Below are 18,132 nucleotides of genomic sequence, written 5' to 3'. Positions count from 1 at the left end.
CCATGATCAAAAATGCACCGCAAGCCCTCTATCGGCGCGCGAAGGACTTTGTGCAAGACAAACTGCGCAGCGGTGAATGGAAGCCCGGAGACCTGATTCCGTCGGAAAATCGCCTGGTGCAGGAACTGGGCATTTCGCGCATGACCGTCAACCGCGCCTTGCGCGAGCTGACGGAAGAAGGCCATCTGCTGCGGATCTCCGGCGTCGGGACCTTCGTGGCCGAAAGCAAGCCGCAATCGAACCTGCTGCGCATCACCAATATCGCCGACGAAATCATCGCCCGGGGGCACCGCTACTCCTGTCGCGTCCTGCACCTGGGCCGCGAAGCCGCCTCGATGCCGGTGGCCGCCGCCCTGGCGTTGCCCACCGGCTCGTCGGTGTTTCACCTGACCTGTGTACACAGCGAAGAAGGCGTGCCGGTGCAGTTCGAGGACCGCTACGTCAACCCCGAACTGGTGCCGGAGTTCCTGCAACAGGACTTCGGCGAACAGTTGCAACCGGCGCGCTACCTGCTGCAGGTCATTCGCCCCGATGAGATGGAACATATCGTCGAGGCCGGCCATCCCAGCAGCGACGAAAGCAGGCACATGCAGATCGACGCCCTAGAGCCCTGCCTGATCCTGGTACGGCGTACCTGGAGCCAGAACAAGATCGTCACCTACGTTCGCCTGACCCACCCCTCATCTCGTTATCGCCTGGGCAGTCGCCTGCCGGTAACGGGCGCCCACAGGGACAGTTGAGCCAAGGCCGCCGGGCATTGCAAACGGCCTGCGCCTGGCCGATACGCTGCGGAATTGGCCTTGGGGAATTCCCGGGAATTGGCTATAGATCAGGCCATACCCGCCGCCTATTCTTGTTCACGCCCCCACCTCCCGGGGTGGCCTGCACACAGGAGCCCCCAGAATGTCCACTCATGTGATCAATATCGTTCGACTGGAGGCCGTCCCGGGTCGTAGCGAAGCCTTGGGGCAACGCTTGAACGAACTGGTCGAAATCCTGCGCTCGACACCGGGCTGCCTCGACTACTCGGTGACAGGGTGTAGCGATGCCAACGACTGGATCGTGACAGGCCGCTGGCAATCCCCCGCCGCACTGCAAGCCCATTTCGAACTGCCGGCGCTGCAAGGTTTTATCGATCTGCTCGGCTGCCAACTGGCCCATAGCATCGACTTCCAGCACTAGCCCCTGCTTGAGTGCACAAACCATAAGGGCCCCGAAGTTCATCACCACGACCCTCGTCGGTACCACAATGACCCGCCGCCCCTGCGTCCGGACCTGACGCGCACAAGTCAGGGCATGCCCAACCAGTGCGGCAGCGTCAGCGAGATCATCGGCACGTAGGTCACCAGGATCAGGAACGCGAGCAGGATCATCAGCCACGGCAACGCCGCGCGGATGGTCTGCCCCAGGCTCAGCCCGGTCACCGCCGAGGTCACGAACAGGTTCAGCCCCACCGGTGGATGCACCAGGCCGATTTCCATGTTCACCACCATGACGATCCCCAGGTGAATCGGGTCGATTCCCAGCTTCAGGGCAATCGGGAAGAAGATCGGCGCCAGGATCAGCACGATAGCCGACGGTTCCATGAAACTGCCCGCCACCAGCAGCACCACGTTGACCATCAGCAGGAAACCGATCGGCGTCAGCCCCTCGGACACCACCCAGTTGGTTATCTGCTGGGGGATCTGCTCGGTGGTCAGCACATGGGCGAACAGGATCGCGTTGGCAATGATGAACATCAGCATGATCGCCAACCGACCCGACTCCATCAGAACCTTGGGGCAATCGCCGATCTTCATGTCCTTGTAGATGAACAAGGCGACGAACGCCGAATACACCGCCGCCACCGCCGCCGCTTCGGTCGGGGTGAACAGGCCGCTGTAGATCCCACCGAGGATGATCACCAGCAACAGCAGGCCCCAGAAGGCCCGGCGCGCCGCCGCCAGCCACTGGCGAAAGGTCGCACGGGGCTGGGCCGGCAACTTCTTGATCCGCGCCACGATGTAGATCGCCACCATCAGCATCAGGCCCAGCAGCAGCCCGGGAATCACCCCGGCCATGAACAGCTTGCCCACCGAGGTTTCCGTCGCCGCTGAGTACACCACCATGACGATGGACGGCGGAATCAGGATGCCCAGGGTCCCGGCGTTGCAAATGATGCCGGCGCCGAATGCCTTCGGATAACCCGAACGCACCATGCCCGCCACCGCGATGGAACCCACCGCCGCCACCGTCGCCGGCGAGGAGCCGGACAAGGCCGCGAACAGCATGCAGGCCAGCACGGCGGCAATCGCCAGGCCGCCACGAATATGCCCGACACAGGCATTGGCGAAATCGATCAGGCGCTTGGCCACGCCGCCGGTGGTCATGAAGGCCCCCGACAACAGGAAGAACGGAATCGCCAGGAAGGTGTAGGCGTCCGAGGTTTCGAACAGCTTGATCGCCAGGGAACTGAGGGAGTCCTGGCTGAAGATCAGGATCGACACGGCACCCGACAGGCCCAGGGAAATCGCGATGGGCACGCCGAGAAACATGAAGGTGAGCAACAGCAGAAACAGACAGAGGACGGCCATCAGTGCTGCTCCTTGTCTTCGCCCGCCAGCTTGCTCGCTTCGCCGGCTTCATCGGCCAGGCCCAGCCCGGTCTGGCGACGGGTGAAAATGCGGTAGAAGATCTCCAAGTAGCGGATCAGGACCAGGGCGAAGCCCAGCGGCACGATGACCACGATGTAGCCGACCTTGATCCCGTACTGGTCGAGGTCCTCAGCGCCGATACCGGCGCTGAGCACCGCGCCCAGCCATTTGTAGCTGGCCACCATGAACAGCCCGGCGTAGGCCAGGCAGCAGGCGCAGGCGAGCAGCGCCAGGTAGCGCTGCACCGGGCGTGGCGTCAGCTTGACGAGCGCGTCCACCCCCAGGTGGCCGGCGGTACGTACTCCGTAGGAAATACCGAAGAAGATCAACCAGCCGAACATGGCCTTGGTCAAGGCCACGCTCCAGGTCATGTCCTGGGCCACGGTCATGGTGGCGTCGCCCAGGGTATTGAAGAAGCCGCTGCTCCAGGTCCAGCGGTCCGCCAGGTTGAAGAACAGCGTGTAGATGTTGTTGGCCATCACGTAGACAAAGGTCACCAGCGTCATGGCCGCCAGCAGGAAGGCAATGAAGCCTTCCTCGAAATGTTCCCAGATGCGCCGCAACGATCGCGTTTGCATGGACAGGACTCCGCGAGAGGGAAAAAGGCCGCTATCAGGGCTGGTTGGACTTGTCCGCCGCCTCGATCAGGTCGGCGCCGATTTCACCCTCGAACTTCTTCCATACCGGCTTCATCGCTTCGCGCCATTGCCCGCGCTCTTGCGGGGTCAGCTCGACGATTTCGCTGGTCCTGGCGTCAACGATCTTCTGCCTGGCGCTTTGGTTCAGGGCTTCGGCCTGCTTGTTCACTTCGACGGTAACCTCGGCCATGATCTTTTCCAGCTCGCCGCGGATGTCCGGCGGCAGGCCATCCCAGAACTTGCTGTTGGTGATCACCATGTAGTCGATCAGGCCGTGGTTGGACTCGGTGAAGTACTTCTGCACCTCGTTGACCTTCTGGCTTTCATAGTTCGACCAGGTGTTCTCGGTGCCGTTGACGGTGCCGGTCTGCAAGCCCTGGTAGACCTCGGCGAAACTCATCTTGCGCGGGTTGGCGCGAATGGTCTTGAACTGCTCTTCCAGCACGCTGGAAGCCTGGACACGGAACTTCAGGCCACGGGCGTCGCCCGGAATGTGCAGTGCCTTGTTCGCGGAAATCTGCTTCAGGCCGTTGTGCCAATAGGCCAGGCCGAGAATCCCCTTGCCCTGCATCGAGGTCAGCAGCGCCTTGCCCTGGGCGGCCTGGAAGCGGTCGACCGCGCCCAGGTCATTGAACAGGAACGGCAGGTCGTAGATCTGGATCTGCTTGGTGTACTGCTCGAACTTGGCCAGGGAGGGCGCCAGCATCTGCACGTCGCCCAGCAACAGGGCTTCCATCTCCTTGCCGTCGCCGAACAGCGACGAGTTGGGGTAGACCTCGACCTTGACCTTGCCCGGCAAGCGTTCTTCGGCAAGTTTCTTGAACAGCAACGCACCCTGCCCCTTGGGCGTGTTTTCCGCGACGACGTGGGCGAACTTGATCACGATGGGCTCGGCCGCCTGTGCAAGGCCGGCGGCGAGCAAGGTGGCGGCGCAGAACAGCGCCCGGGTCAACTTGAACATGTGAGTCACCTTCTTATTGTTGTGTGGTAGGCAGGTTGCCCAAAGCCATGGGTATGGAGAATTTCGAATTCCGAGTACCTGCGTTCGGTCCGGATGAACGCTGCCTAAACCCTAGGTTCGTTGCCGCATGCCGGGTACGACGAGGCGTCCGATCAGCGAGTAGGGATCTGCCGGTCGTGCCTGCGGTTATGGCCTACGCCAGCGCCAGCAACCGGCGCGCGCGCAGCAGCACTGGCGCGTCGACCATCTGTCCGTCGACCTGGTAAGCCCCGGCGCCGCCGCTCCCGGCTTCCACCACCCGCCGGGCCCAGGCCAGGTCTGCGGCGCTCGGCGCCAGGGCGGCGTGGATCACCGGCACCTGCCGGGGATGAATGCACAACGCCCCGGCAAAGCCCATTTCATAGGCGTGGCGGATCGAGCGCTGCAAACCCTCGGGGTCATCGATGGCCGGATGCACGCCATCCAGGGGGGCGACCAGCCCGGCGACACGCGAATGCACGATCAGCGCCAGGCGCGCCTGGTCAAGGGCGAACCCGGCGGCCGCCGAGCCGCTGGAGAGGTTCAGGTCCAGGGCTAGGTCGAGGCCGCCGAAGGACAGCCGCTCGACACCGGGGCGCCGGCAATTTCGGCCAGGTTCAGCAACCCCCGGGCACTTTCGATGATCGGCCAGACCGTTTTGCCGGTCGCGGCCGCGGCGGCCACTTGAGGCGCATTCTCGACCTTGGGCAGCAGCACGCCGCTGACCCCGGGGTGTTGTTTGCAGAACGCCAGGTCAGCCGCATGTTCGGGATGATCCGGGGCATTGACGCGCACCAGGACCCGGGCCAGGGGGTTGTTGGTGAGGAATTGCCCGAGGTTGTCGCGGGCGATCCGCTTGAGGGGTTCCTCGACGGCGTCCTCGAAATCGACGATCACCGCATCGGCGCCACTGGCCAGGGCCTTGGCGAAACGCTCGGGACGACTGCCGGGACAAAGAGCGCGGAGCGGGCAATGGAGGCTGACATAGTGAACTCCTTGTTTTTCTGGATGCTCAAATCACACCACCGGCGCGCAACCCTTCGATGGCCTCGGCGCAAAACCCCAGCTCGCCGAGAATCGCCCCGGTGTGCTCGCCCAACCCCGGCACCGCGTCCATACGTGGTTCAAACGCACCATTGCGCGCCGGCGGCAGCAACGCCGGCAGTTTCCCCGCCGGGCTGTCGACCTCGCGCCAGCCGTCGCGGGCCTTGAGCTGTGGGTGGTCCCACACACCCTGCATGTCATTGACCCGGGCATTGGCGATCTGCGCCTCTTCCAGCCGGGCAATCACCTGCGCGGTACTGAGCCGGGCAAAGCGGTCGACGATGATCTGGCGCAACACCTCGCGATTGGCCGAACGCTTGAAGTTGGCCGAAAAGCGCTCGTCCACCGCCAGCTCCGGGGTCAGTAGCACCTTGTCGCAGAACGCCGACCATTCGCGCTCGTTCTGCAAGCCCAGCATCACCGTGCCGCCGTCCCCCGCCGGAAACGGGCCATAGGGATAGATGGTCGAGTGCGCCGCACCGGCGCGCGGCGGTGGCGTGGCACCATCGAAGGCGTAATACATCGGATAGCCCATCCACTCCACCAGGCTTTCCAGCATGCTCACGTCGACGCGGCTGCCCTCCCCGGTTTTCTCCCGCAGCAGCAACGCCGAGAGAATGCCGCTGTAGGCGTACATGCCGGCGGAAATATCGGCAATCGAACAGCCGGCCTTCGCCAGTTCGTCCTCACCCGGGCCGCCGGTCACCGAAAGAAAGCCGCCCTCGCTCTGGATCAGCAGGTCGTAGGCCTTTTTCTTTTCATAGGGACCGCCTTCGCCGTAACCGGAAATATCGCAGACGATCAGTCGTGGAAAGCGCTCGTGCAGCGCCTCGAAGGACAAGCCCATGCGCGCCGCGGCCCCCGGCGCGAGGTTCTGCACCAGTACGTCGGCCTGGCCGAGCAACGACTGGAGGATGTCATCGGCTGCGTCCTGCTTAAGGTCCAGGGTCAGGCTTTGCTTGGAGCGGTTGGTCCAGACGAAGTGCGAGGCCAGGCCCCGGACGCGCTGGTCATAGCCACGGGCAAAGTCGCCGCTGCCGGGGCGCTCGATCTTCACCACCCGCGCGCCCAGGTCCGCCAGTTGCCGGGTACAGAACGGTGCGGCGATGGCGTGTTCGAGGCTGATCACGGTGATGCCGTCCAGCGGACGCGGGGCCAGGGTGTTGCCTGCTGCCGTGTTCATCAGCGCAGCTCCTTCAAGTCGGTGGTGTGACGCAGGCCGGCGAGGCATTCGCACAGGGCTTGAGTGTGAATCACGGTCGTTTCCTCAGAAGCTGCGCGGCAGTTCGAGCAGGTGCTCGGCCACGTAGGACAGGATCAGGTTGGTGGAGATCGGCGCCACCTGGTACAGGCGGGTCTCGCGGAACTTGCGCTCGACGTCGTATTCGCAGGCGAAACCGAAACCGCCATGGGTCTGCAGGCAGGCGTTGGCCGCTTCCCAGGACGCCTTGGCCGCCAGGTACTTGGCCATGTTGGCGCTGGCCCCGGCGTTCTGACCGCTGTCGTATTCCTCGCAGGCGCGCCAGCGCATCAGGTCGGCGGCCTCGATCTCGATATGGGCTTCGGCAATCGGGAACTGCACACCCTGGTTCTGCCCGATCGGCCGGCCGAATACCACGCGGTCACGGGCGTACTGCGCGGACTTCTCGATGAACCAGCGGCCATCGCCGATGCATTCGGCGGCGATCAGGGTGCGCTCGGCATTCAGGCCGTCGAGGATATAGCGGAAGCCCTTGCCTTCCTCGCCGATCAGGCTGTCGGCGGGGATTTCCAGGTTGTCGAAGAACAGCTCGTTGGTCTCATGGTTGACCATGTTGGCGATGGGCTGCACGGTCAGGCCGTTGCCGATGGCCTCGCGCAGGTCCACCAGGAAGATCGACATGCCCTCGGACTTCTTCTGCACCTCGGCCAGGGGCGTGGTGCGCGCCAGCAGGATCATCAGGTCCGAATGCTGGACCCGCGAGATCCACACCTTCTGGCCGTTGATCACGTACTTGTCGCCCTTGCGCACGGCAGTGGTCTTGATCCTGGTGGTGTCGGTGCCGGTGGTGGGCTCGGTAACGCCCATCGATTGCAGGCGCAGCTCGCCACTGGCCAGCTTCGGCAGGTAGAAGCTTTTCTGTGCCTCGCTGCCGTGCCGCAACAGGGTGAACATGTTGTACATCTGGCCGTGCACCGTGCCGGAGTTGCCGCCGCAACGGTTCACCTCTTCGAGGATCACCGAGGCTTCGGCCAGCCCCAGGCCGGAACCGCCGTATTCGGTTGGAATCATCGCCGCCAGCCAACCGGCCTCGGTCAGCGCCTTGACGAAGGCTTCGGGGAAGCCCTTTTCTTCATCGACCTTGCGCCAGTAGGCGGCATCGAATTCGCCGCACAGGGCGCGTACACCCTCGCGAATGGCGTTGAGTTCTTCGTTGTGATTCGGATTCATCAGCTGATTGCCTTTTTTATTGTCAGTCGAAATGCACTTCAGCCTGCTGGGCCAGGCCGCCCGCGTTGCCGGCCCACAACTGGGCGACCCCGGGGCTGACAATTCGTCCGCCGACTTCGAAGGGTTGTGGAGCGATCAACGGGCGCACACCGCGATAGGAAAAGCGGCGCAGGGTCGCCTGCGGGTTGGCCCGGCAGAATGCCCGCAGGTTCAGGGTGGCGATCATCGGACCGTGCACCACCAGGCCCGAATAGCCTTCGGTTTCGGTGACGTAGGGGAAGTCGTAGTGGATGCGGTGGCCGTTGAAGGTCACCGCGCTGTAGCGGAACAGCAAGGTCGACGTGGGCTCCACGGCTTCGCGCCAGTCACCCTGGAGCAGGGCTTCGCCACTGCCCGGCTTGGGCGGCGTGGGCTCGCGGTAGACGATGTCCTGCTCTTCACGAATCGCCAGCCGGCCATCCTGGGAGTACTCGTGCCGTACGGTGACGAACAGCAAGGCACCGGTACGGCCCTGCTTTTCCTCGATATGACTGATGGTCGACAGCCGGGTGGCATCGTGACCGGCGCGCAAGTGCTCGAAGAACTCGAGGCGCCCACCGGCCCACATGCGATTGCGGTTGTCCGCCGGGGGCAGGAAGCCGCCACGGGCCGGATGACCGTCGCTGCCCAGCAGGGGCTCGGCCAGCGGCTCCTGGAAGAAACACCATTGCCACAGCGGCGGCAACGCCTCGCCGTGGGCCGGAGCCGGTTCGCCGAACGTCGCGCCGATGCGCTTGAGCAGGTTGCGGCTCAATTGGTCATGGGCTTCTTCGGTCCGTCCCAGCCAGGCACTCAGATCCGTCGCACTCATTGAAGGGTTCCCCTTGCCGGTTGTTGTAATGAACCGATGATGCAAGGTGTCGCCCGTTCCGAGAATTTGCATTTCTATAAGCCGGCGTTCGGTTATGCTGAACGCTGTCATTCTGCCGATGCGCCGGCCCTGAGCGGAGTCGCCCCCATGCATTTCGACCTGGCGGATCTACGCCTCTTCATCCATATCGCCGAATCGCCGAGCCTGACCCAGGGCGCCCGGCGCGCCTGCCTTTCGCCGGCCGCCGCCAGCGCGCGGATCAAGGCCCTCGAAGCGCAACTGGACACGCGTCTGCTCTATCGCGACAGCCGTGGCGTGGAAGTCACCCCGGCCGGCCAGCGGCTGCTGCAACATGCCCGGCTGATCATGCGCCAGGTCGACTACCTGAAAAGCGAGTTCACCCGCTACGGCAGCGATTCCGCCGGGCATATCCGCATCTTCGCCAACACCACGGCGGTGACCGAGTTCCTCCCGGAAGTGCTGGCCGGTTTCCTCTCCCGGCGTCCCGGGGTGACGGTGGACCTGCAGGAGCGCCTGTCGCGGGACATCGTCCGGGGCGTGCTCGACGGCACCACCGACATGGGCATCATCGCCGGCCCCGTGGAGGCCAGCGGCCTGCAGGTGATTCACTTCAGCACCGACCGACTGGCACTGATCGTGCCGGTGGAGCACCCACTGGCGGCACAGCAGTCCGTGACCCTGGACCAGACCCTGGCGTTCCAGCACATCGGCCTGCATGAAGGCAGTACCCTGCTGAGCTTTCTACGCGAACATGTCGAACGGCTCGGCAAGACCCTGTCGTTGCGGATCCAGGTCTCTAGCTTCGAGGCGATCTGTCGCATGGTCGAGGCCGGCGTGGGCATCGGCATCATTCCCCTGTCTGCGGCCGTACGGCACAGTCGGACCATGGAACTGGCGACCGTGGCGCTGGACGAGCCCTGGGCGATTCGCGAACGCAGCATTCTGGTGCGCGAACTAGAAGCCCTGCCCGGCACCATCCGCGCCCTGATCGCCGCGCTGATGCCCAGCGCGTAAAGCTGAACCGCCCTACGGTTTGGGTTGCATAAAGCCCCGGTTCAACGGCATTCTTGAAGGCATCCCACTGACAGAGCTTTTCACCTCAGCCGCACTCAATCAGTGCATGGACCCACGCCCTTCCCGACAGAGACGCTCATGACTTCGAAGCTTGCACAACTCAAGCAGTTCACCACCGTGGTCGCGGACACCGGCGACCTCGACGCCATTACCCGCCTCAAGCCGGTCGACGCCACCACCAACCCTTCGCTGCTGCTCAAGGCCGCAGCACTGCCAGGCTACGCCGACCTGCTCAAGGCCGCCGTGTCCCACGCCAAGGGCGATGTGGGCCTGGCCTGCGACCATTTCGCGGTGTCCGTGGGCAGTGGCATTCTCAAGGCGATCCCAGGGCGTATTTCCACTGAAGTCGACGCGCGCCTGTCCTTCGATGAGGCCGCGTTGCTGGGCAAGGCCCACCAGTTGATCGAGCTGTACGACAAGGCCGGCGTGGGCCGTGACCGCGTGCTGATCAAGCTGGCGTCCACCTGGGAAGGCATCCGCGCCGCCGAGAAGCTGGAAAAGGATGGCATCCAGACCAACCTGACCCTGCTGTTCTCCTTTGCCCAGGCCGCGGCCTGCGCCGACGCCGGGGTGTTCCTGATCTCGCCGTTCGTGGGTCGTATCTACGACTGGTACAAGAAGTCCACCGGCAACGAGTACAGCGGCGCCGACGATCCGGGCGTGCAGTCGGTGACCCGCATCTACAACTACTACAAGTCCAACGACTACAAGACCGTGGTCATGGGCGCGAGCTTCCGCAACCTCAACCAGATCGAGCAACTGGCCGGTTGCGACCGCCTGACCATCAGCCCCGAGCTGCTGGAAAAGCTGTCCCAGGATGAAGGCAAGCTGGAACGTCGGCTGGTGCCGGGCACCGCGGGCGAAACGCGCCTGAGCCTGAATGAAGCGCAGTTCCGCTGGGCCTCCAACGAAGACGCCATGGCCACCGAGAAACTGGCCGAAGGTATTCGCCAGTTCGCCCGTGACCAGGAAAAACTCGAAGCCCTGCTGGGCCAGTAACAAGACAACCCGGGCAGTCGGCTACTCCGCTACCCGGGATACTGATCATGTCGGGTCCTGCTGCCACACGGCCAGTCAGCGACCCGCTTGGTATTGCTTCCTTCCTGGCCCGGCGCCCCTCGCCAGGCATCAAACACCCAAGGGGCGAGCCGGCCGGCCTTGCGGCCCGACCGCCGAACCCCACCGTCAGTTGGTGCGTTCGACGCTATCGGACGGCGCCTGTTTACTCGCCGCCACGGCCTGGGCCTTTTCAGACTGCTGGTAATGCGCCATGGAGGAATCGCGAGCCGCCTCCATCCGCGCCATGACTTTCTCACCGCCGCCTTCGGCCATGGCTGCAACGGAGGCCGTCATCAGGGTCACGATCAACAATGCTTTCAGGGATTTCATCAGTCACTCTCCAATAGTTTGAGTTCGTCAGCGCAGTTCTTGCTGACTTGGGCTCATCCTATCGAGCGGTGCATTTCAGCCTGTTCCCCGCAGGATGAAATTTTTTACAGGAAGATCAATTCGACAAAACCACCGGCACCCGCCCTTCCAGATGCTGGATAAACTCGATACAACGCCCTAGAATTCGCCGAGCATTGATTCTTAAAAAGGGACAATATGGACCGTATCGACTGCATGCGCGCGTTCGTCGCCACCGTCGGCGCCAATGGCTTTGCCGCGGCGGCCCGGGCCATGGATGTGCCGCGCTCGAAGGTCAGCAAGCAGATCCAGGCGCTGGAAGAGGCGATCGGCGTGCAACTGCTGCAACGCACCACCCGCAGCCTGCACCTGACCGAAGCCGGCGCCGAATACTACGAAGCGGCCCGCGAACTGCTGGCGTCCCTGGACGAAACCGAGCAACGGGCCCGCGATGGCGTCGGTGAACTGCGTGGCGTGCTGCGGGTCAACGCGCCCATGTCCTTCGGCTTGCGGCGGCTGGGGCCGCTGATTCCGCTGTTTCACCAGCAGCATCCGAACGTGGAACTGCAACTGGTGCTCAGCGACCAGCAAGTCGACCCGGTGCGCGGCGGCTTCGACGTCACCATCCGGATTGCCAGCCTGCCGGACTCCTCCCTGGTCGCCCGCCTGCTGGCCCCGGCGCCGCGCATCATGGTGGCCTCGCCCGCCTACCTGGCGCGGGCCGGCACGCCCCAGACACCGAAGGACCTGACGAGCCACCAGTGCCTGAACTATGGCTACCTGCAAAGCGGCGTCAGCCTGCAACTGAGCAATGGCAAGGAGACCCAGCGGGTGAACGTCACCGGCCCCTTGCACGCCAACAACGGCGACCTGCTGGCCCAGGCGGCGCAGGCCGGCATGGGCATCGCCCTGCTACCGGACTTTATCGTCGAGGACGCCCTGGCCGCCGGCACCCTGGTCCCGGTCCTGTGCGAATGGCAGGCACCGGCGATCAGCATCAACGCGGTCTACCCCTCGTCGCGCCGGGTGCCACAGAAAACCCGGGCCTTTATCGAGTTCCTGGTGAAGGCGCTGGCGGTGCACACCACGGTCTGAACACCTAGGCGGTGCTGAAAATCGACTGCTTGCCGATTGAGATACCCGACCACAGCTCGTCCAGGTGCTTGAAACCCCACTTCTTCACGGACTCCAGGCTGGCGATCGAATCCTGTTCGCCGGCAACGGCAAGATCGATGACACACTGGGCGATGGGCATGCGCAGCTGCGCGGAGTAGAACACCTTCACCCTGGGGCTCAGCAAGGACTGCTCGTGCTGCTCCATGACGATCGCCAGGCGTCCGCTTTTCAGCAGGACCAGGGCGCCCACGGGATAGATCCCGACGCAGCGGACAAAGGCGTGAAACACCTGCTCATCGAAATAGCCTGTCCAACCGGCCATTTTGCGAATGGCCTCGGCCGCCGCCCACGCCTCCTTGCCATGCCGATTGGAGGTCACCGTGTCATAGGTGTCACACACCGCGGCCATCCGCGAAAACAGGCTGATCTGCGTCCCGCACAGCTTGTGGGGATAACCGCTGCCGTCGATTTTTTCGTGATGATGCAGGCAGACATCCACCACCCTTGGGCTGAAATGGCGGGTATCCAGCAGCATCTTCGCCCCCACCTCGGGATGGTGGCGCAGGCTCTCGGACTCGGCTTCGCTGAGGGGCGAGGTCTTGTTGAGCAACTCGACCGGCACAAACACCTTGCCCACTTCATGCAGGATGCCCGCAATGCCGGCCTCTTTGACCAGGCTGTCGGGCAGGTTCAAGCGGTAGGCAAGGCTCATCATCAGGCCACACACCGCCACCGAATGCATGTAGGTGTATTCATCGCTGGTCTTGAGTCGAGCCAGGCTGATCAGCGCATCGGGATGGCGCATCAGTGAATCCGAGATATCGGCAACCAGTTGGGAAATCTGCTCGGGATAAACCGCCCTGCCCATCCGCAGGTCGCTGAACATATCCAACACGGCGGCCTTGGTCCGGGCGCACAGGTTCAGCGCATGGATCACCTCATCGCTCATGGCAATCCGCGGACGATTGCGCGATCGCTCCTGGGCAGGAATGGCCAGCGGTTCCAGCGCCGGCTCGGAGGTAGAGGCAGAAGGCTGCTCGTCGAGCTGTACGTCCAGTCCCTTGCTCGTGTCTATCCAGAGCGCGGCGATGCCGCAGGAGCGGATCTTTTCCAGGTCCTGTGGGTCATCGAGCAGGAAGTGACTGCGCCAGAAAGGATGATCCATCCACGTGCCACAGAAGGATTGCACATACATGCCGACACGAAGATCGCTCACCTTTATCTGTCTCAGCATGATCGGCATCCTGGTTTCCAATCACCTTGAAGCGCCTCGCCGCAGGCGCGCTACAGTGAAAATCGTGCAATCCGGTGATTCACGTTCAGGTGTGGGGGACGCCAATCACCCCACCAGTGTAGTCCGTCCCCCACAAAAGGTCGGTCTCAGTGCCCCGGGCTACGTCGGGTCGCGATCAACAAATTTAATGGGCTCTAATTTATTGAGTTCTATAGACAGGCCTTTGTGCTCGTTGCCATCCAGGGTAATCCCCATACTTCCGATATGAGTGATTTTACCCTGCTGGTAAGTCTGACCTGACAATCGATAGACATGCCCTGGCCGAACTTGACAGTGGGCATATTTTATTTCGAACTGATCTCCTGTTTTTTTACTCACATCCATAATGATGGGCCGGGCGGGATCAGTGATATCCAGCAGTTTGACTTCCGTCAGCCGATTGGGATCACGAAGTTCCCGGGTTGCCCAATCGGCAGTCCCCTCTAGCATCACCAACTGAGTAATCTCTATGGGAGGCGGACTGGTCCTGGGTTCCACGCGAATGACGATGTCCCTTTGATCCTGATCGCCCAGTGTCACCGGGCGGTGTCCCTCATTGGTAATGGTGTCGCCCGAATACACTCTGCTGAACAATTCATACCTGCCCCTGGCCTGTCTTTGACACAACGCGTATTTGATGCTGAACAGCATTCCCTTTTGTCGGCTCGTATCCAGCGTCACCGGTTGATCAGGGTGAGTCACATCGCGCAGGGTCACTACCGTGACAAGATCGGAAACAGGTACTTTATGGGTGGGGAGATCGCCAAGGCTGGGGATATCGCTCCTGCCCTCAAGCAGGATAAGCGCGGTGTTGCTGACGGCTGTGTCGGTATTCATAAAACGACTCTCGATAAATAGAAAAACCGGTTGATGACCTAACGACAAGTAATGGCACTTGCGTTCGAGGGGTCACTGTAACAACGGCCAATCGAGGAGAAGTCGTAGCGGGATAGTGCACGTTGAACGGCATTTTGCAGAGGCGCCAATCCACTGATTGGCGCCCCTGAACAGCGCCAGGATTAACAAGCTCGATACAGCGCGACTCGCGGGCAGCCTTGCGCCACCCGCGAGCCGACGGACTCAGGCCAGCAGCTTGCGCTCGGTCTTGCCGTACTTGATCGACTTCTCATCAGGGATCATCAGGCCGGTCTGTTCGTCACGACCCTGCAGGACAAAGCGCGCGTCGGCCTTGCCCAACTGCTCGGCGGCCTTCTGGCTGTCGGCACCGATCTCACCCTTTTTCATGCGGTTGACGATCACACCCACGGCAGTGTCCTTGAAGTCGCGCAGCATCCAGGCGTCGCCGTCGCTGTCGCCGGCCACCAGCACCGGGCCATAGCCCTTCTTCGCCACCAGCACATTCTTGATGCCGACAGTCTTGCCCGGGCCATAGTTGAAGTGCCAGCCCGGCAGGTAGCTGCTGTCGTACTTGCCGTCTTTCATGGCCAAACGCAGGCCGATCACGTTTTCCGGCGGCACGCCGTAACCGTAGTTGGGATGACCGGCGAACACCCGGACCACGTCGTCGATGGACGCGGTGCTGACATAGACGTCGATGCCGTTGGCCCGCAACGTGTGCATCAGGCCACGGATTTCCTCGTGGATACGGATGCCATGGAAGTGCGAATCGGCCACCACCCCGGCCTTGCCCGGCAGGCTGCGCGGGCTCTCGTACTTGACCTTGCGCAGGCCGTCACCGAGGTCGTGGTTGTTGGACGCCTCGGCCATCGCCTGCAGCTCGGCGGTGGTCATGTTCTTGTAGAAGTAGATGATCCACTTGTAGCCGATCTCCACCGGATAGCTGTCGCAGATCGCGTCGTACATGAAGTAGAGCTTGACGAAGAAGTCCTTGAACTGATCGGTGGCCTGGATTTCCTCCAGGCTCTTGCTGCCGGCCAGGCCCTGGTAGTTGGCGTGCAGCCAGCGGTAGTCGGCTTCGACGTCGGCGGCGATGTCCTCCATGTTCACCGGCTTGCCGTCAACGGTGACGTAATCCTTCATGAACGGGCCGTTCGGCACGTCCTGGCGCAGCACGGCAGCAAACTCGTCGGGGCTGAGTTTGTACTGCAAATGGTTCATCTGGTAGACCAGCAGCGCCTCTTCGCAGTCGTTCATGATGCAGGTGTTGTCCCAGTCGAACACCGCGTACGGGCGCTTGTCCGGGTGATAGGACGCGCTCTTCACACCGTGCTGGTCGATCACCGCCTGCAGGCGCTTCTGGTTCAGCGGCGACCAGCGCGCCGGGTCCAGTTCGCTTGGCGCGGCCTTGGGGGCGGCGGCCTGGGCCAAACGGGTGCTCAACAACAAGGGACTGGCAACGGAAACGGCGGCAAGGGTGTTCAGAAACTGGCGACGCTGCATGGCATAACTCCTGTACTTAGAAGAATGGTCACAAACGGGGCGACGGTGAGAGCGTGTTTCAAGACAAGGGCGCAGGGGGACGGGCCGCCCGGCGATGAGGCTAGCGCCAAATGCATACAAATACAACAATGCCACAATATTACACATTTATGGCACCCGGCCACTTACCGACCAACGGTAACGGAGATACCGAACTTGACAGCGCCCGGGCACCTCCCACAATGCGAGCTCGGCGAGTAATCCCAACAGCAAGGACATGAGGCATGTGGCAAGAAGAGCGTTACCAGCGAATCCGCGCATTGCTGGCAACCTTGCAGCGCGTGACCACCGACCGCATCGTCACGGAATTGAATGTTTCCCGCGAGACGGTGCGCCGCGACCTGGTGGCGCTGGAAGCCCTGGGTGAGTTGAAACGTATCCACGGCGGCGCAATCACCGTCGAGGATGAGGCGCCGATTGCCGAACGGGCCCATATCAACGTCAAGTTCAAGCGTGACCTGGCCCGTGCCGCGGTCAGCCTGCTCAGCCATGGGCAGACGGTGTTCATCGACGCCGGCACCACCACCGAAATCCTCGCCCAGGAGTTGGCCAGGCTCGGCGGGCTGACCGTGATCACCAACTCGTTCAACGTGGCGTTGCAACTGCGCGGCAGCAACGTTTCCGGCAGCTTGCACAACGAGGTGATCGTCCTCGGCGGCTCGCTCTGCGACCGCTCACCGGCCACGGTGGGCGCGAACACCGTGGCGGAAATAGGTCGCTATCGCGCCGACCTGGCGCTGCTCTCGCCGGTGGGAATGGACGCCCGTCATGGCGCCAGCAACTACGACCAGCGTGAGAGCGAAGTGGCCCGCGCCATGGCCGAGCACGCCGAACGGGTGGTCATCCTGGCCGACTACAGCAAGCTCGGCGTGCAGAGCCGTATCAGCTTCTGCCCGCCAGAACGTATCGACGTACTGGTCACCAATCACCGGGCCAGTGGAGAGGCGGCATTCGGCGCACTGAAGGCCGGGATCAAGGAAATCATCCTGGCTTGATGCCCCTAGGTTCCGCGCACGCTTGAAAGTGCCGAATAGTCCAGCCAGCGACCGATGCTGATGATCCAGACCAGCGCGGCAATCAGCCCGACGCTGAACAGCATGCCGTGCACACCACCATGGACGATGAGCTTGCCGGCCACGAAGGGGAAACCGAACACCCCGAGAAAATAGGACAGGCTGAACAGCAACAGGGATTGTGCAGTCAGCCCTGGCGGCGCTTCGTTAGCCGCCAAGCCGTTGATCACCGAGTAATTCAGGCCGTAGCCGATACCCAGCAAAGCCGCCATGGCACCGTAGCTCAGGCTGTCGTGCACCCATTGGCTGAAACCGAGCACGGCCAGCAGCATCAGCGTGCTCAATACGCAGGATGTGGCAAACGGGTTGCGCTTGACCACCCAACCGGCGATCAGCAGGCGGCAGGCGATCGCGGCCCCCATGAAACAGAGGAAAAACAGCGAATAGTCGAGTCCGAGGCTCGCGGCGTAGCTGGTTTGAAAACTGCCCAGCCCACCGAAGATCGCCCCGCCCAACCCCACCATCAAAATCGAGAAGACCGCCTTGGAGCGCAGTACCTGAACGGCCGACACCGCGCTGATCTTGACGATCTGCCGGTTGCCGACGCCCGCCTCGTCCCGACCGCCCAGGCGCCAGAAATACAGCCCGCCGAGTATCGCAGTGGCGGCGGCAGAGAAAAACGCCGTCTGGATCGGCAGATAGAAGTAACCGGCAAGCTTGCCGGCGATGGGACCGCTGCCAATGCCGGTCAGCATGCTGCCCGACAGCAAGGCAAAACAGTGGGTGCGTCGAGCGGGTTCGATTCTCGCCGCCACCATGATTGGCCCCAGTGTGTAGAAAATCCCCCAGCCCAGGCCCAGCACCAGACCACAGAGCATCAGCGCGACGCCCAACTCCTGAACCAGGCCAAATCCCAGCGAAGCGCAGGCCAAGCACGCGGCACCAAAGGCGACACAGCGCGCGGCGCCCCAGCGACTCATCATATGCCCCGAGCCGATGACCGCGGCCAGAGTGCTGAGCATCGCCGTGGCAATGACTTGCCCGGCATCATGCTCGTTGCCGCCGAAGGACTTGACCAGCAAGGCCAGCAGGAAGGTGGAACCATAGGCCACCGAGAGCAGGAAACTGGCAATGCAAAAGGCGCCGAACCCGGAATCGGGACGGCTGGGTGAAGAGGCTGTCATGTGTTTTTCCAGGTGTTGTTCTGTGTGCTTTTTAGCACTGCCCGGCACAGGGTTAGCTAGCGAAATAGC

17 protein-coding genes and 1 pseudogene are annotated in these 18,132 nt (G+C 62.7%); 6 read left to right on the top strand and 12 right to left on the bottom strand.

Annotated elements, in window-relative coordinates; genetic code table 11:
• The first annotated feature begins 2 nt into the window (after positions 1 to 2).
• On the top strand, positions 3 to 740 hold the full coding sequence (gene hutC, locus NUH87_RS01935; protein WP_040066862.1) for a histidine utilization repressor: 738 nt from the start codon (positions 3 to 5) through the stop codon (positions 738 to 740).
• A gap of 163 nt (positions 741 to 903) precedes the next feature.
• Complete coding sequence (locus NUH87_RS01930; RefSeq protein ID WP_338524469.1) at positions 904 to 1,182, top strand: putative quinol monooxygenase; 279 nt, start codon at positions 904 to 906, stop codon at positions 1,180 to 1,182.
• 107 nt (positions 1,183 to 1,289) lie between these two features.
• Here NUH87_RS01930 and dctM read toward each other — a convergent pair whose 3' ends face one another.
• From dctM to NUH87_RS01895, 7 genes and pseudogenes are all read right to left on the bottom strand, one after another.
• A complete protein-coding gene (gene dctM / locus NUH87_RS01925; protein ID WP_338524468.1) occupies positions 1,290 to 2,573 on the bottom strand; it encodes a C4-dicarboxylate TRAP transporter large permease protein DctM in 1,284 nt (427 codons plus the stop codon).
• Complete coding sequence (locus NUH87_RS01920) at positions 2,573 to 3,211, bottom strand: TRAP transporter small permease (RefSeq protein WP_338524467.1); 639 nt, start codon at positions 3,209 to 3,211, stop codon at positions 2,573 to 2,575. The genes dctM and NUH87_RS01920 overlap by 1 nt, the downstream gene beginning before the upstream one ends.
• A gap of 34 nt (positions 3,212 to 3,245) precedes the next feature.
• Positions 3,246 to 4,232: a TRAP transporter substrate-binding protein gene (locus NUH87_RS01915; RefSeq protein ID WP_338524466.1), complete on the bottom strand. Its 987-nt coding sequence runs from the start codon at positions 4,230 to 4,232 to the stop codon at positions 3,246 to 3,248.
• A gap of 193 nt (positions 4,233 to 4,425) precedes the next feature.
• A pseudogene (locus NUH87_RS01910) lies at positions 4,426 to 5,236 on the bottom strand (HpcH/HpaI aldolase/citrate lyase family protein).
• Between the two features lie 26 nt (positions 5,237 to 5,262).
• On the bottom strand, positions 5,263 to 6,477 hold the full coding sequence (locus NUH87_RS01905) for a CaiB/BaiF CoA-transferase family protein (RefSeq protein ID WP_338524465.1): 1,215 nt from the start codon (positions 6,475 to 6,477) through the stop codon (positions 5,263 to 5,265).
• Between the two features lie 84 nt (positions 6,478 to 6,561).
• Entirely contained in the window at positions 6,562 to 7,725 is a 1,164-nt protein-coding gene (locus NUH87_RS01900; RefSeq protein WP_338524464.1) for an acyl-CoA dehydrogenase family protein, read from the bottom strand.
• A 22-nt stretch (positions 7,726 to 7,747) separates the two neighbouring features.
• A complete protein-coding gene (locus tag NUH87_RS01895; protein ID WP_338524463.1) occupies positions 7,748 to 8,575 on the bottom strand; it encodes an FAS1-like dehydratase domain-containing protein in 828 nt (275 codons plus the stop codon).
• Positions 8,576 to 8,722: 147 nt separating this feature from the next.
• Between NUH87_RS01895 and NUH87_RS01890 the strand changes: the two genes are divergently transcribed.
• Together NUH87_RS01890 and tal are read left to right on the top strand one after the other, a co-directional pair.
• Positions 8,723 to 9,610: a LysR family transcriptional regulator gene (locus tag NUH87_RS01890; protein ID WP_338524462.1), complete on the top strand. Its 888-nt coding sequence runs from the start codon at positions 8,723 to 8,725 to the stop codon at positions 9,608 to 9,610.
• 138 nt (positions 9,611 to 9,748) lie between these two features.
• Complete coding sequence (tal, locus tag NUH87_RS01885) at positions 9,749 to 10,669, top strand: transaldolase (protein ID WP_338524461.1); 921 nt, start codon at positions 9,749 to 9,751, stop codon at positions 10,667 to 10,669.
• Between the two features lie 186 nt (positions 10,670 to 10,855).
• Here tal and NUH87_RS01880 read toward each other — a convergent pair whose 3' ends face one another.
• Positions 10,856 to 11,059 (bottom strand): co-regulatory protein PtrA N-terminal domain-containing protein, encoded by a 204-nt coding sequence (locus NUH87_RS01880; protein ID WP_040066890.1) that lies wholly within the window; start codon positions 11,057 to 11,059, stop codon positions 10,856 to 10,858.
• 216 nt (positions 11,060 to 11,275) lie between these two features.
• Here NUH87_RS01880 and NUH87_RS01875 point away from each other — a divergent pair, with 216 nt between their 5' ends.
• Positions 11,276 to 12,172 carry a LysR family transcriptional regulator gene (locus tag NUH87_RS01875; protein WP_338524460.1) on the top strand — a complete coding sequence of 299 codons (897 nt, stop codon included), beginning with the start codon at positions 11,276 to 11,278 and terminating at the stop codon, positions 12,170 to 12,172.
• Between the two features lie 4 nt (positions 12,173 to 12,176).
• Here the strand turns inward: NUH87_RS01875 and NUH87_RS01870 are convergent, their stop codons facing one another.
• The 3 genes from NUH87_RS01870 to NUH87_RS01860 form a co-directional block, all read right to left on the bottom strand.
• Complete coding sequence (locus NUH87_RS01870; protein WP_338524459.1) at positions 12,177 to 13,427, bottom strand: HD-GYP domain-containing protein; 1,251 nt, start codon at positions 13,425 to 13,427, stop codon at positions 12,177 to 12,179.
• A 159-nt stretch (positions 13,428 to 13,586) separates the two neighbouring features.
• Positions 13,587 to 14,303, bottom strand: a complete 717-nt coding sequence (locus tag NUH87_RS01865; protein ID WP_338524458.1) for a hypothetical protein — start codon at positions 14,301 to 14,303, stop codon at positions 13,587 to 13,589.
• Positions 14,304 to 14,546: 243 nt separating this feature from the next.
• Positions 14,547 to 15,827 carry an HAD family hydrolase gene (locus NUH87_RS01860; protein WP_338524457.1) on the bottom strand — a complete coding sequence of 427 codons (1,281 nt, stop codon included), beginning with the start codon at positions 15,825 to 15,827 and terminating at the stop codon, positions 14,547 to 14,549.
• Between the two features lie 263 nt (positions 15,828 to 16,090).
• On the opposite strand from NUH87_RS01860, the gene NUH87_RS01855 reads away from it, so the two are divergent.
• Entirely contained in the window at positions 16,091 to 16,861 is a 771-nt protein-coding gene (locus NUH87_RS01855) for a DeoR/GlpR family DNA-binding transcription regulator (RefSeq protein ID WP_338524456.1), read from the top strand.
• Between the two features lie 5 nt (positions 16,862 to 16,866).
• Here the strand turns inward: NUH87_RS01855 and NUH87_RS01850 are convergent, their stop codons facing one another.
• On the bottom strand, positions 16,867 to 18,063 hold the full coding sequence (locus NUH87_RS01850) for an MFS transporter (protein WP_338524455.1): 1,197 nt from the start codon (positions 18,061 to 18,063) through the stop codon (positions 16,867 to 16,869).
• Positions 18,064 to 18,132 lie beyond the last annotated feature (69 nt).

The sequence above is a fragment of the Pseudomonas batumici genome, from assembly GCF_036585405.1.
GTDB lineage: Bacteria > Pseudomonadota > Gammaproteobacteria > Pseudomonadales > Pseudomonadaceae > Aquipseudomonas > Aquipseudomonas batumici.
This window is presented reverse-complemented; position numbering and strand designations above follow the sequence as displayed.